This window comes from Streptomyces sp. NPDC093984 (assembly GCF_044764595.1).
GTDB classification, from domain to species: Bacteria; Actinomycetota; Actinomycetes; order Streptomycetales; family Streptomycetaceae; genus Streptomyces; species Streptomyces cynarae.
This window is the reverse complement of the sequence record NZ_JBIWIM010000001.1, coordinates 306,502-319,406: the sequence shown is the minus strand read 5'-3', so window position 1 is coordinate 319,406 and position 12,905 is coordinate 306,502. Positions and strand designations below refer to the sequence as shown.

Below are 12,905 nucleotides of genomic sequence, written 5' to 3'. Positions count from 1 at the left end.
GGGCGTATTCATGTCCGGACAGGTCACCGATCGCCTTGACGATCTTGTCCGTAGCGGCTCGCCGCGCCTGAGCTGGGCGCATTGCGGGTTGGGACTGGGTGCATTTGAAGTGGCGTGCCGAACTCCACGGTGATGCGGTGGTAGCGGGGCAAGCGCCTGCCCACTGGCTGGAGCCGTTCGGTGCCCGTCGGCGCCACCGGCACCACGGGGGCGCCGGTCGTCAGAGCGAGCCAGGCCACTCCGGTTCGTCCGCGATAGAGGCGGCCGTCGAGGGAGCGGGTTCCCTCTGGGTAGCTGCCGAAGGCGCGGCCGCTGGTCAGGACCTGCTCGGCTGCGTCCAGCGATGCCTGCGCGCTGCGGTGTGCTCGGCGGTCAACGGGGATGCACCCGAAGGCGGTGAAGAAGCAGCGTGTGAGGGCGCCTTTGAGACCCGGCCGGTGAAGTATTCGTTCTTGGCGAGGAAGTGGACCGGGCGCGGGGCCAAGAGCGCGATGACGATGCTGTCGATGAACGACAGGTGGTTGCTGGCGAGGATGACCGGGCCGCGCCGTGGGACATTGTCGCGGCCGCGGATGACGGGCCGGTAGATCAGTCGCAGTAGCGGGGCGAGTACGAGTCGGGCGAGGGAGTAGAGCATCGGCCGGCTTTTCAAGGGCAGGTGACGACCTGGCCGGCCCAGGAGAGGCCGCCGCCGAAGGTGAACAGCAGCACCGGAGCGCCGGAGGGTGTTTCGCCGCGTTCGACGAGCTTGGACAGCGCGAGCGGGACGGAGGCGGCGGATGTGTTGCCGGAGTCGACGACGTCCCGGGCGATGACGACGTCATCCCTCAGGTCGAGACGTCGGGTCAGTGCCTCGATGATCCGCAGATTGGCCTGGTGGGTGACTACTGCGGCGAGGTCGGTGGTGGCGATGCCGGCCCGGTGGCAGGCGTTCTCGGCGATGGCGGGCAGCTCGCTGGTGGCCCAGCGAAAGACCGTCTGGCCCTCCTGCGCGAACTTCGGCTGCCAGGCGTCCATCAGTCGCACCGCGTTCCCGCGGGTCGGGTCGGAGCCCCAGACGACGGGGCCGATGCCCTCGTGGTCCGTCTCCGTCGCACTGATCAGGGCGGCGCCTGCGCCGTCACCAAGGAGGATGCAGGTGCTGCGGTCACTCCAGTTGGTGACGTCGGACATCTTCTCGGCGCCGATGACGAGCGAGTGCCGGGCCGCTCCCGCCTTGAGCGAGTGATCCGCGCAGGCCAGGGCGGTGGTGAAGCCGGCGCAGCCGTTGTTCAGGTCGAAGCAGACTGCGGCCGGGATGCCCAGGCGAGCGGCGACCTGGGCGGCGATGGAGGGGCAGCGGTCGATGGCGGAGCAGGTCGCGACGGTGACCAGGCCGATCTCTGCCGGTACAAGACCGGACGCGGCCAGGGCCTTGGCCGCGGCGGCCGCGGCCATGTCGGTGACGGACTCGTCCTCGCCCGCGATCCTGCGGGTGGCGATCCCGGTGCGCTGGCGGATCCAGGCGTCGCTGGTCTCCACGAGCTGCTCCAGGTCCGCATTGGTCAGCACGCGGGACGGCTGATAGTGCCCCAGGGCGGCGATACGGGTTCCGGGCATGACGGTCTCCCTCAGTCGGGCTGCGTGGCAGGACGGGCGGGTGTCCGCCGGAATATAGCAACCGATCGGTCGGAAGCTAAAGAGGAGGTGAGCGGCTACCATGCCATGTCATGAGTCCTCGCAACTCCGTCCTTGAGGCCGGCCGCACCCGCCAACGCATCGTCGACCGTGGTCTGGCTCTCGCGTCCGTGGACGGCCTGGAGGGGCTGACTATCGGCCGGCTGGCAACCGAGCTGGGGATGAGCAAGGCCGGCGTGCTCGGCCACTTCGGCACGAAGGAGAGCCTGCAACTCGCCGTCGTCGACGCCGCGGCGGAGATGTTCGCCCGCGAAGTGCCGCAGCGAGCCCGGGGCGTGCCGCCGGGACTGGCGCGTCTGCGCGCGCTGTGTGAGGCGTGGGTGTCGTATCTGGAGCGGCAGCTGCTGCCCGGCGGCTGTTTTTTCACCGCAGCGGCGGCGGAGTTCGACGGCCGCGGCGGACCGGTGCGCGATGCCCTCGCCGGCCTGGACTCACTCTGGCGCCGCGACCTGAGTATCCACATCCGTCGCGCCATCACCGTTGGCGACCTGCCTCCGGACACCGACCCCGACCAGCTGGTGTATGAGCTGGTCGGGATCATGCTGGCTCTCAACCACTCCCTGCAGCTCCATCGCGACGAGCAAGCATCTGGACGCGCCCGCCGCGCAGTGCAACGGCTTCTGGGAGTCCACCAACGAGACGTCGTGTGACCACACCTCATTCACCGGGCGAAGGTCGGGTCTGTCGACCATCTCGTCGACGCCGGTCAGGCGCCTCTGCCGCCTCTTGACGATCTTCGGCTCGAACGAGACGTCCCGATCGCGGGGCACCACGGTCTCTACCGGCCCTACGTCCGTCAGGACGGTCTTGGGGCGCTTTCCGTTGCGGGAGTTGCCACCCTTGCCCGCCGGATCGCGCTTGTCATGGCCGAGGTGGTCGGTGATCTCGCCCTCCAGGGCGGACTCCAGCAACCGCTTGGTCAGCTGCTGGGGCAGTCCGCCCTCGCCGGTCAGCCGCAGGCCTCGGCCTGCTTCGATGGCAAAGATCAAACTTCGATGGCACAGGACAAGTGCCGAGCGCACGGCCCCCGCCGCGACACTCCAAACTTGGTTCGCTCGTTTTCTTGAACTCTTCGTGTTTGCGGGGGTAGGTTCGACGCCATGACCGCATCCCGGACTCCGACCACCGCCGAGGAGCTGCGCGGTGCCGGCCTGCGGGTGACGGCGGCCCGCGTCGCGCTGCTGGAGACCGTCCGGGAAGGCGACCACCTCGGCGTCGAGGCGATCGCCTCCGGAGTGCGCGACCGCGTGGGACACATCTCGCTTCAAGCCGTGTACGAGGCCCTCCACGCGCTCACCGCGGCGGGACTCATACGCCGTATCGAACCGGCCGGCAGCCCCGCCCGGTTCGAGGGACGCGTCGGCGACAACCACCACCACGTCGTGTGCCGGTCGTGCGGCGCCGTCGCCGACGTCGACTGCGCGGTCGGCGAGGCGCCCTGCCTGACCGCGTCCGACGACCACGGCTTCTCGATCGACGAGGCCGAGGTCGTCTACTGGGGCCTGTGCTCCGCATGTTCCACCGCCCGCAGTTCCTGAGCACCGTGATCCGCTCTTATCCGGAAGGATTGCCATGACCGAGAACCACGACGCAGTCGTCACAGACCCGAAGACGGAGGGTGGAGGCGGCGGCTGCCCCGTCGCGCACGGGCGCGCCCTGCACCCGACGCAGGGCGGCGGCAACCGCCAGTGGTGGCCGGAGCGGCTCAACCTGAAGATCCTCGCCAAGAACCCCGCCGTGGCCAATCCCCTCGGTGAGGAGTTCGACTACGCCGAGGCGTTCAAGTCCCTCGACCTGCAGGCGGTGAAGCGGGACATCGCCGAGGTGCTGACCACTTCGCAGGACTGGTGGCCCGCCGACTTCGGCAACTACGGCCCGCTGATGATCCGCATGGCCTGGCACAGCGCGGGCACCTACCGCATCAGCGACGGCCGCGGCGGCGCCGGCGCCGGCCAGCAGCGCTTCGCCCCCCTCAACAGCTGGCCGGACAACGGCAACCTCGACAAGGCCCGCCGTCTGCTGTGGCCGGTCAAGAAGAAGTACGGCCAGAGCATCTCCTGGGCCGACCTCATGATCCTCACCGGCAACGTCGCCCTGGAGCAGATGGGATTCAAGCCCTTCGGCTTCGGTGGCGGCCGCGAGGACGTCTGGGAGCCGGAGGAGGACGTCTACTGGGGTCCCGAGACCACCTGGCTCGACGACCAGCGCTACACCGGCGACCGCGAGCTGGAGAACCCGCTCGGCGCGGTCCAGATGGGCCTGATCTACGTCAACCCGGAGGGCCCGAACGGCAACCCGGACCCGATCGCCGCGGCCCGCGACATCCGTGAGACGTTCCGCCGCATGGCGATGAACGACGAGGAGACCGTCGCCCTGATCGCCGGTGGCCACACCTTCGGCAAGACCCACGGTGCGGGCCCGGCGGACCACGTCGGCGCCGACCCCGAGGCCGCCTCGATGGAGGAGCAGGGCCTGGGCTGGAAGAGCACCTACGGCACCGGCAAGGGCGGGGACGCCATCACCTCCGGCCTGGAGGTCACCTGGACCGCCACGCCGACCCAGTGGAGCAACGGGTTCTTCAAGAACCTCTTCGAGTACGAGTACGAGCTCGAGCGGAGCCCGGCCGGCGCCCACCAGTGGGTGGCCAAGGACGCCCCGGAGATCATCCCCGACGCGCACGACCCGTCGAAGAGGCACCGCCCGCGGATGCTCACCACCGACCTGTCGCTGCGCTTCGACCCGATCTACGAGCCGATCTCCCGCCGGTTCTACGAGAACCCGGAGGAGTTCGCGGACGCCTTCGCCCGCGCCTGGTACAAGCTCACCCACCGCGACATGGGCCCGAAGTCGCTGTACCTCGGCCCGGAGGTCCCGGAGGAGACCCTGCTGTGGCAGGACCCGCTGCCTGAGCGTGAGGGCGAGCTGATCGACGACGCGGACATCGCGACCCTGAAGACCAAGCTGCTCGACTCGGGCCTCACCGTGTCTCAGCTGGTCACCACCGCCTGGGCGTCCGCCTCCACCTTCCGCGGCAGCGACAAGCGCGGCGGCGCCAACGGCGCCCGCATCCGCCTCGCCCCGCAGCGCGGCTGGGAGGTCAACGACCCCGACCAGCTCGCCCAGGTGCTGCGCGTCCTCGAGGGTGTCCAGCAGGAGTTCAACGCCTCCTCCGGTGCCAAGAAGGTCTCCCTGGCCGACCTCATCGTCCTCGGCGGTGCCGCCGCCGTGGAGAGGGCCGCCAAGGAAGCCGGCTTCGAGGTCGAGGTGCCCTTCACCCCGGGCCGCGTGGACGCGGGCGAGGAGCACACCGACGTCGAGTCCTTCGAGGCGCTGGAGCCGACGGCGGACGGCTTCCGCAACTACCTGGGCAAGGGCAACCGCCTGCCGGCCGAGTACCTGCTGCTCGACAAGGCGAACCTGCTCACCCTGAGCGCCCCCGAGACGACCGTGCTCGTCGGCGGTCTGCGCGTCCTCGGCGCCAACCACCAGGGTTCGCAGCTCGGTGTCTTCACCAAGACGCCCGGCGTCCTCACCAACGACTTCTTCGTCAACCTGCTCGACCTGGGCACGACGTGGAAGGCGACCTCCGAGGACCAGACCACGTTCGAGGGCCGCGACGCCGCCACCGGCGAGCTGAAGTGGGCCGGCAGCCGGGCCGACCTCGTCTTCGGCTCCAACTCCGAGCTGCGCGCGCTCGCGGAGGTCTACGCCAGTGACGACGCGAAGGAGAAGTTCGTCAGGGACTTCGTCGCGGCGTGGGACAAGGTGATGAACCTCGACCGGTTCGACCTCGTCTGATCGTCCCGATCACGACGCCCGGGCAGGCCCGCACGGCCGGCCCGGGCGTCGTCCGTTTGTGGACACCGCACGACACACTCATCTCCGAATACCGCTAAAATCCGCCCAACCCTGAACTTCCGCTAAAAAGACGTATAAATTGTCTGGAAGTGGACAGCGGAAAGGGGGCCCGGTCATGTCCATAAGGCCCGACGTCCCAGGACCACCCGGTGCGACCATGCTCTCCCCCCAGTGGCCGCCGGACGCGGACCTGTTCGGACCGGCCCCGGTGATCTTCGCCTCCCTGAGCGGTCCCGGCCACATCGTGGAGACCGCGAACTCGGCGTTCTTCGACATCGTCTGCGGCGGCCGGAGGCGGACCGGCGTGCCGATCGTCGAGCTGATACCCGATGCGGCTCTGCAGGGCGTGATCAACCGCATCCGAGAGGTGTACCGCACCGGCGTTCCCTACCGCACCCGGGACAAACGGCTGGTCCTCGGGGAGCCGGGGGCGGAGCAGGAGAGGATCTTCGACATCACCTATGAGCCCCGGCGGGACGCCGTGGGCAGGGTCGACGGGGTCGTGGTGATCGCCATGGACACCACCGCCTACCGTGACACGCAGCTGCTGGCGGCGGAGCAGCGCGCCCTGCTGGAGCAGATCGCGCGCGAGGCCCCGCTGCAGGAGATTCTCACCGGCATGGCCAGGACGATCGAGGACTTCTCCCCGGGCATGCTCGTCTCGGTGCTGCTCGTCGACGCCGACGGCCGGCGGCTGCGGCACGGCACCGGCCCGAGCCTGCCCGACTTCTACAACGAGGCGATCGACGGTGTCCCGATCGGCGAGGGCCAGGGATCCTGCGGCACCACCGCGTACCGGCGCGCCCCGGTGGTCTGTACCGACATCGCCACCGATCCGCTCTGGGCGGAGTACCGCGAGCTGGCGAAGCGGGCGGGGGTCGGGGCCTGCTGGTCCACCCCGATCCTGAGCACGGACGGCCGGTTGCTGGGCACGTTCGCCATGTACCACCGGACGCCGAAGATCCCGGAACTGAAGGACCTGGCCCTCGGCGCCGCCTTCACGCGCGTCGCGGCCCTGGCCATCGAGCGGCACCAGGCCGTGGCGGCGGGCCGAGCCGCACGGCAGCGTGAGAGCTCGGCCCGCGAAGACCTGGCCTTCGTCCTGGAGGCGAGCACCGCCATCGCGCGCGAACAGCACTACTCGAACAGCCTGCGGCGCCTGGCCCAGCTGACGGTCCCGGGCCTGGCGCACATGTGCGCCGTCTACGTGGCCGACGGCGGCCACCACAGCCGGATCGCCTCCGCGGCCGCGACCCGGGCGCACGAGAGGCTGCTCGTGGCACCGGAGTGGTGCGAGGCGGTGGACCGCGCGGTCGCCCGCGTGCTGGCCTCCGGCACGACGGAGACCGGGTTCATCGAGGTCCGCCCCGGCACCGAGCCCGGCGGACACGGCGCCGGTTACCTCTGTGTACCGCTCACGGCCCGCGGATCCACCTTCGGCGCCCTGGCGCTGCTGGCCGTAGACCCGGACTGGGACGGCCACGTCGTCGCACTGGCCGAAGAGCTGGCCGGCCGGGCGGCTCTGAGCGCGGACAACGCCCGCCAGTTCACGCACCGGGTGCGGCTCGCGCACGAACTCCAGGCCGGGCTGCTGCCCCCGAAGCTGCCGCAGGTGCCGGGCGCGGCCCTCGCGGCCTCCTACCATCCGGCCGGCGAGGGTCTCGACGTCGGCGGCGACTTCTACGACGTCTTCCCGCTGCCCGGCGACCGCTGGGCCGTCATGATCGGCGACGTGTGCGGTCACGGAGCGGTGGCCGCCACCACGACCGGTATGGTCCGGCACACGGCCCGCGCGGTCGCCCGTCTGCTGCGCGACCCCGTGGCCGTGGTCGCCGCGATCAACGACGCCCTGGCCGAGCACACCGAGGGCCAGGACCTGTTCGTGTCGCTCGTCTACGGCGAACTGCGGCACACCACCACCGGACAGGCGGTGACCCTGATGCGTGCCGGCCATGTGCCGCCGCTCGTGCGCCGCGCAGGCGGCACCGTCGAGCGGCTCGTGCCGCCCGGCCTCCTGCTGGGCCTCGGCCTGGGCGGTGTGGGATCACCCGTGCGCGTCGACCTGCACCCGGGCGACGGCCTGGTCCTCGTCACGGACGGCATCACCGAAGCGCGGTCCCCGGCCGGCGAGCTGTTCGGCGAGGAACGGCTGGCCGACACGCTGACCACGGTTCCGCCCACCGCCGCCGCCCTGCTGGAGTCCGTCACCACCGCCGTCGCCGCCTTCACCCACGACACCTCCCTGGACGACCAGGCCGCACTGGTCGTGACCGCCGTATGAGCCGATCCGAGGACAGGCCCTACGGTTCGCGGTGCTCGTGTGCCGCTCGCTCCAGTTCCGCGGCCTCCGCCTCGGCCAGTCGCCTCTCGGCCTCCACATCGATGGACCGGGTCAGCAGCCAGTACAGCAGCGCGGCGACCGGCAGTCCGACGAACAGGGAGATGTCGGCTCCGCCGAGCGCCTCGGCGGCGGGCCCGACGTAGAGGTTCGGGACGGAGAAGAACGGCACCATGGCGGCGAACCCGACCAGGTACGCGATGATGCCGTGCCACCCCCAGCGCCCGTATACCCCGCGCGGATTGAAGATCTCGGCGATGGCGTAGTGGCCGCGGCGCACCACGTAGTAGTCCATGAGGTTGACCGCGGTCCACGGGATGAACAGGTAGAGCACCAGCAGCAGGAAGTTGTTGAAGTTCTGAAGGAAGTTGGACGTCGCGGACAGTGCGCCGATCAGGGAGAGCACCGCGGTCAGTCCGATGGTCACGAGCCGTACGGCGAGCGTCGGGCGCACCCTCCTGAAGGAGTCGATGGCGCTGATGAGCGTCAGCGACCCGCCGTACATGTTCAGCGCGGTGACCGACACCAGCCCCAGCGCGGCGAACAGCAGCACGATCGCGCCGAATCCGCTGAACACCTTGTCGCCCGCGGCGTCGATCGAGCGGATGGTGTCGAAGTCCTTGCCCGCCCAGGCGGCGAGCAGCGTCCCGAGCACCATCAGCCAGATGCCGCCGAGCGCCGACCCGAAGTAGGTCCAGTAGAAGGTCTTGCGGACCGTCACGTCCGGCGGAAGGTACCGCGAGTAGTCCGAGACGTAGATGGCCCAGCTGATCTGGTAGCCGGCCACCACGCCGAACTGGGCGAGGAACGGCGTCCACCGGAAGGCGCCGAGGTCGAAGGAGCCCGGCGGGTAGTGCAGGGTGACCAGGACCCCCACCGTGAAGATCCCGAAGACGACCAGGAAGGTGTACGTCAGCACCTGCTCGGCCCGGTGGATGACGTCGTAGCCCACCAGCGCGACGAGGAAGGCGACGACCGTGACCACGACCACCCACAGGTCGACGCCTCCGTGCAGCGTGGTGTGCAGGGCGTCCCCGGCGAGGATGGTGTTGAAGACGTTGAACCCGGCGTACTGCAGGTAGGCGAAGAGCCACACCAGAAGTGCCCCTACATAGCCGAACTGGGGCCGCGACTGGATCATCTGGGGAAGCCCCAGTTGCGGGCCCTGGGCCGAGTGGAACGCCATGAAGAAGGTGCCGACGACGGTCCCCGCCACGATCGCGATGAGCGACCAGATGAGGTTGCCGCCCTCGGTGATGCTGATCAGGCCCACCGCCAGCGTGGCGATCTGCGCGTTCGACATGAACCACAGCGGCCCGAGGTGCCACAGCTTGCCGTGGCGTTCGTCGAGGGGGACGTAGTCGATGGAGCGGATCTCCAGGCCCGGCATCCGCGGCTCTGCTGATGTGCTTGTCAAGGCGCCTCCTGCGTACCGGTCCGCCCCCGGTCACACGATCTTCCCCTGATCGCGGCCGGTCAAGAGGTGCGTCGCAACGCCCGCCGTTCCTCCTCACGCGGCGGCGCGACCGGGGGCATATGTGGCAGGCCGGTGTGCGACCTGTGCCCTGTTTGTTCCGTTTGCCCTAGTGGGATGGGGTTACCCGCCCAGTGAACGACGCTCAGAGGAGGGCAGTGCCGTGAGCAATGCGACGATGGAACGCAGGGAGGCGGCGAGGCTTCCGGAAGGCGACGTGGTCCGCGTCCTGCTGGAGCAGCACGCACGTATCCGAGACCTGTTCGACGACGTGAAGAGCGCGCAGGGCGAGCAGAAGAAGCAGACGTTCGACGAGCTGAGGGCGCTGCTGGCGGTGCACGAGACGGCGGAGGAGCTGATCCTGCGCCCCACCGCGAAGAAGACGGCCGGTGACGCCGAGGCCGACGCCCGCAACCACGAGGAGGAGGAAGCCAACAAGGTCCTCGCCGAGCTGGAGAAGATGGACGTCACCAGTGCCGAGTTCGACGCGAAACTCGCCGCCTTCGAGAAGGCCGTCATCGACCACGCCGAGCACGAGGAGCAGGAGGAGTTCCCCGCGGTGCGGCGCGGTTGCGACGAGGAGCAGCTCAAGGGCCTCGGGGCAAGGCTGCAGATGGTCGAGAAGGTGGCACCGACCCATCCGCACCCCACCGCTGCGGGATCGCCCGCGGCCCAGTTGCTGACCGGCCCCTTCGCGTCGATGGTCGACCGGGTGAAGGACGCGATCACCGGATCGTCGGGCCGCACCTGAGACACACGGGCGCACACTCAACCGTGTGCGCACCGGCAGACGGACGACGCCACCGCCGGCGGAACACCGGCGGTGGCGTCGCCCTGTCAGTGGGCACCGTCAGGGCTCCTGCGTGTCGCCGTCGCCCTCCCGGCGCTGCTGCCGGGAAGGCCGGGGCGGATGGGCCGCGCCCGTGCCGCCCGGCTGGCCGCCACCGGTGGTGCCGTAGCCGCCGGGAACGCCGGGCGCCATGTCGGCGTCCGCGTCCTCTTCCGTCACGCGGCGCCGGGCCCTGACGCCTGCCCGGCGCTCCGGGTAGGGATACTCGAACGGACGCGAAGCGGCGCGCTGGTCCTCCGCCTCGCGCTGCTCCCGGGCGGCCTGCTCGGCCGTCCGCCGCCCGTCACTGTCGTGGTTGCGGTGCTTGTCGTTCATGCGCGCCGAGTACCCAGAGCCCGTCGTCCGGCAACGCGCCCGTGTCAGGTGAGGCTGGCAGCCTGTTTCCTGGTGTTCCCGGGCGCGCTCTCGCGGCGCGGGAGCAGCAGCGGGGTGGCGAGGAGGAGGACTCCGGCGACCGCGATCGCGGTGCGGGGGCCGGTGACGGCGGCCAGCAGACCCCACAGAGCGGTCAGGGCCGCGATGGCGGCGCTGCTGCTGACCGACCACGCGGCCAGGGTGCGGGCGACCCGGTCGGGGCCGGTGTGGTCGAGCCGGTAGGTGGCTAGCACCGGATTGAACACGCCGATGCAGGTGACCAGGCCGAGTTGGACGGCGATGACGAGGACGATCCCGGGGACACCGGGCCGGACGAACGCCAGTCCGACAGGCCAGCACGCACGCAGCACCCCTGCTGTGAGCATCACCCTGTGCTGCCCGAACCGCGCCACCAGCCGGCGCGCCAGGCGTGAGCCGACGAGACCACCGACGCAAGGGGCCGCGAACGCGAGACCGTACTGCCAGGGTGCGAACCCCAGGCGGCCCAGCAGGAGCACGGCGAGCAGCGGCTCGGAGGCCATGATCAGGCCGTTGACCACGATCGTGTTGAGGAACAGCGGGCGCAGCGCGGGGTGGGTGAGGATGTGGCGCCATCCCTCGAGGAGATCCCCTGCGCGCAGCCGCGGTGCCCCGGTCCGCGCGGGGCGCGGTTCCGTCCCGCCGATGGCGCGGATGCCCAGCGCCGAGAGCAGGTAGCTGACCGCATCGGCCACCACGGTCGTCACCGGGCCGAACATCCCGATCGCCGCCCCGCCGAGCGGCGGCCCGACCACCGTCGCGCTCCACATCGTGGACTCGAACCGGCCGTTCGCGACGAGCAGGTCCTCCGGCGGCACGAGCGCCTTCAGATACGCACCGCTGGCCGCGTTGAAGGCGATGTTGGCCGCGGCGACGACCACGGAGACGACGAGGAGTTGGGCGAAGGTGAGCCGGCCGAGCGCGAACGCGGCGGGGACACTCATCAACGCCGCGAACCGGGTCAGGTCCATCGCCACCATGACCGGCCGTTTGCGGCGGAACTCCACCCACGGACCGAGTGGCACCGCCACCACGGCTCCCACTGCCCGCCCCGCCGCGGACAGCGCCGCCACCTGGGTCGGCCCGGAGTGCAGCACGAGAACCGCCAGCACGGAAAACGCGCCGAACCCGAGCCCTGTGCCGTACGAGCTGACCGCATACGCTGCCCACAACCACTCGAACCGCCGCCCCAGCGCCCGTCTCCCCGCCATACCCGACGCACCTCTCGCCGCCCCGAACAACCTGCCGCTGACCATCGGCATCAAAGCGAGTGGTGGATGACGAGATCAAACAACCGATCCAACAGGAAAGCACAACCCTTTGTTGTGCGGATACGGTGGCGGCGTGGATCTCGATGCCGTGCGCACCTTCGTGGCCGCCGCTGACGCGGGGCGGTTCCAGGACGCCGCCGCCGAACTGTCGATCACCCAGCAGGCGGTCTCCAAACGCATCGCCACGCTGGAGAGGATCCTCGGCGTGCGGCTGTTCACCCGCACCGCGCGGGGAGCGAAGCTCACGATCGACGGACAGGCGTTCCTGCCCCACGCCCGCGATCTGCTACGGGCCGAAGAGCGGGCGGTCGCCTCCGTCCGTCCCGGCCGCCGCGCGCTGCGCGTCGACGTGATCGGCCGACGGCTCGCCCCGGCTGCCGTGCTGCGCGGCTTCCACCGTGCGCACCCGGACGTCGAGCTCGATGTCGTGACCCTCTTCGACGCCGACGCGGCCGTCGAGGCCATCCGTTCCGGCACGATCGACGCGTCCTTCCGCGCCGTCACCATGCCCGGCCGGAGGCTCCCCGACGACATCGGGGTCGCCTGGGCCCTGGACGAGCCCGTCCAGCTTCTCACCGGACCGGACCACGAGCTCGCCGCCGCCCGCGCGGTCACGCCCGCCCAGCTCGTCGGGCACCGGATCTGGATGCCCGGCATCGTGCCCGGAACCGAGTGGGCCGCCTACTACGATGCCCTCGCCGCCGCGTTCGGGCTCACCATCGAGATCACCGGTCCCGACTTCGGCACCGAGCCCCTGCTGGACACCATCGCCGACTCCCGGTCACTGGCGACCTTCGTCGGCGAGCAGACACGCCTCGTCTGGCCCGCCGACCACGGCCTGCGGCGGATCGCCGTGCGCGACCCGGCGCCGGTCTACCCGCACTCACTGCTATGGCATCGCGACAACCCGCACCCGGCACTCGCCGTACTCCGCGACCACCTCCGCTCCGCGCGGTTCGACCACTCCGACACCGAGACCTGGACCCCGGCATGGGCGAAGCGGTCGGGGCCACCGCATCACCCGGCGCCGACCCCGTCGTGAGC

The 12,905-nt window shown here is 70.4% G+C and carries 12 protein-coding genes and 1 pseudogene; 6 read left to right on the top strand and 7 right to left on the bottom strand.

Features of this window, described 5'->3' with window-relative positions; all coding sequences use genetic code 11:
- Window positions 1-23 precede the first annotated feature (23 nt).
- The 3 genes from ACIRC0_RS01515 to ACIRC0_RS01505 are packed head-to-tail and all read right to left on the bottom strand — an operon-like array spanning window position 24 to window position 1,599.
- Window positions 24-383 (bottom strand): lysophospholipid acyltransferase family protein, encoded by a 360-nt coding sequence (locus ACIRC0_RS01515; protein WP_403612634.1) that lies wholly within the window; start codon window positions 381-383, stop codon window positions 24-26.
- Window positions 317-637, bottom strand: a complete 321-nt coding sequence (locus ACIRC0_RS01510) for a lysophospholipid acyltransferase family protein (RefSeq protein WP_403609740.1) — start codon at window positions 635-637, stop codon at window positions 317-319. The genes ACIRC0_RS01515 and ACIRC0_RS01510 overlap by 67 nt, the downstream gene beginning before the upstream one ends.
- An 11-nt stretch (window positions 638-648) precedes the next feature.
- Window positions 649-1,599, bottom strand: a complete 951-nt coding sequence (locus tag ACIRC0_RS01505) for a beta-ketoacyl-ACP synthase III (protein WP_403609737.1) — start codon at window positions 1,597-1,599, stop codon at window positions 649-651.
- 110 nt (window positions 1,600-1,709) lie between these two features.
- Between ACIRC0_RS01505 and ACIRC0_RS01500 the strand changes: the two genes are divergently transcribed.
- Complete coding sequence (locus tag ACIRC0_RS01500; RefSeq protein WP_403609735.1) at window positions 1,710-2,327, top strand: TetR/AcrR family transcriptional regulator; 618 nt, start codon at window positions 1,710-1,712, stop codon at window positions 2,325-2,327.
- A 36-nt stretch (window positions 2,328-2,363) separates the two neighbouring features.
- Here ACIRC0_RS01500 and ACIRC0_RS01495 read toward each other — a convergent pair.
- Window positions 2,364-2,642: pseudogene (locus tag ACIRC0_RS01495) on the bottom strand (transposase); the annotation flags it as partial.
- 135 nt (window positions 2,643-2,777) lie between these two features.
- On the opposite strand from ACIRC0_RS01495, the gene ACIRC0_RS01490 reads away from it, so the two are divergent.
- The 3 genes from ACIRC0_RS01490 to ACIRC0_RS01480 all read left to right on the top strand — a co-directional run bounded on the left by ACIRC0_RS01490 (window position 2,778) and on the right by ACIRC0_RS01480 (window position 7,816).
- The gene (locus tag ACIRC0_RS01490; RefSeq protein WP_200419479.1) at window positions 2,778-3,215 is read left to right on the top strand and encodes a Fur family transcriptional regulator; all 438 of its coding nucleotides are present in this window, start codon (window positions 2,778-2,780) and stop codon (window positions 3,213-3,215) included.
- A gap of 34 nt (window positions 3,216-3,249) precedes the next feature.
- Window positions 3,250-5,475, top strand: coding sequence for a catalase/peroxidase HPI (gene katG / locus ACIRC0_RS01485; protein ID WP_403609732.1), 2,226 nt, complete (start codon window positions 3,250-3,252; stop codon window positions 5,473-5,475).
- A gap of 217 nt (window positions 5,476-5,692) precedes the next feature.
- Window positions 5,693-7,816 (top strand): SpoIIE family protein phosphatase, encoded by a 2,124-nt coding sequence (locus ACIRC0_RS01480; protein WP_403609730.1) that lies wholly within the window; start codon window positions 5,693-5,695, stop codon window positions 7,814-7,816.
- Window positions 7,817-7,835: 19 nt separating this feature from the next.
- Here the strand turns inward: ACIRC0_RS01480 and ACIRC0_RS01475 are convergent, their stop codons facing one another.
- Entirely contained in the window at window positions 7,836-9,263 is a 1,428-nt protein-coding gene (locus ACIRC0_RS01475) for a purine-cytosine permease family protein (RefSeq protein ID WP_403612631.1), read from the bottom strand.
- A gap of 247 nt (window positions 9,264-9,510) precedes the next feature.
- Between ACIRC0_RS01475 and ACIRC0_RS01470 the strand changes: the two genes are divergently transcribed.
- Window positions 9,511-10,098, top strand: a complete 588-nt coding sequence (locus tag ACIRC0_RS01470) for a hemerythrin domain-containing protein (protein ID WP_403609727.1) — start codon at window positions 9,511-9,513, stop codon at window positions 10,096-10,098.
- Between the two features lie 99 nt (window positions 10,099-10,197).
- On the opposite strand, the gene ACIRC0_RS01465 is transcribed toward ACIRC0_RS01470, so the two are convergent.
- Together ACIRC0_RS01465 and ACIRC0_RS01460 are read right to left on the bottom strand one after the other, a co-directional pair.
- Window positions 10,198-10,512 carry a hypothetical protein gene (locus ACIRC0_RS01465; protein ID WP_403609724.1) on the bottom strand — a complete coding sequence of 105 codons (315 nt, stop codon included), beginning with the start codon at window positions 10,510-10,512 and terminating at the stop codon, window positions 10,198-10,200.
- 44 nt (window positions 10,513-10,556) lie between these two features.
- Window positions 10,557-11,801, bottom strand: a complete 1,245-nt coding sequence (locus ACIRC0_RS01460; RefSeq protein WP_403609721.1) for an MFS transporter — start codon at window positions 11,799-11,801, stop codon at window positions 10,557-10,559.
- Window positions 11,802-11,934: 133 nt separating this feature from the next.
- Here ACIRC0_RS01460 and ACIRC0_RS01455 point away from each other — a divergent pair, with 133 nt between their 5' ends.
- Complete coding sequence (locus tag ACIRC0_RS01455) at window positions 11,935-12,903, top strand: LysR family transcriptional regulator (protein ID WP_403609718.1); 969 nt, start codon at window positions 11,935-11,937, stop codon at window positions 12,901-12,903.
- The last annotated feature ends 2 nt before the right edge of the window (window positions 12,904-12,905 follow it).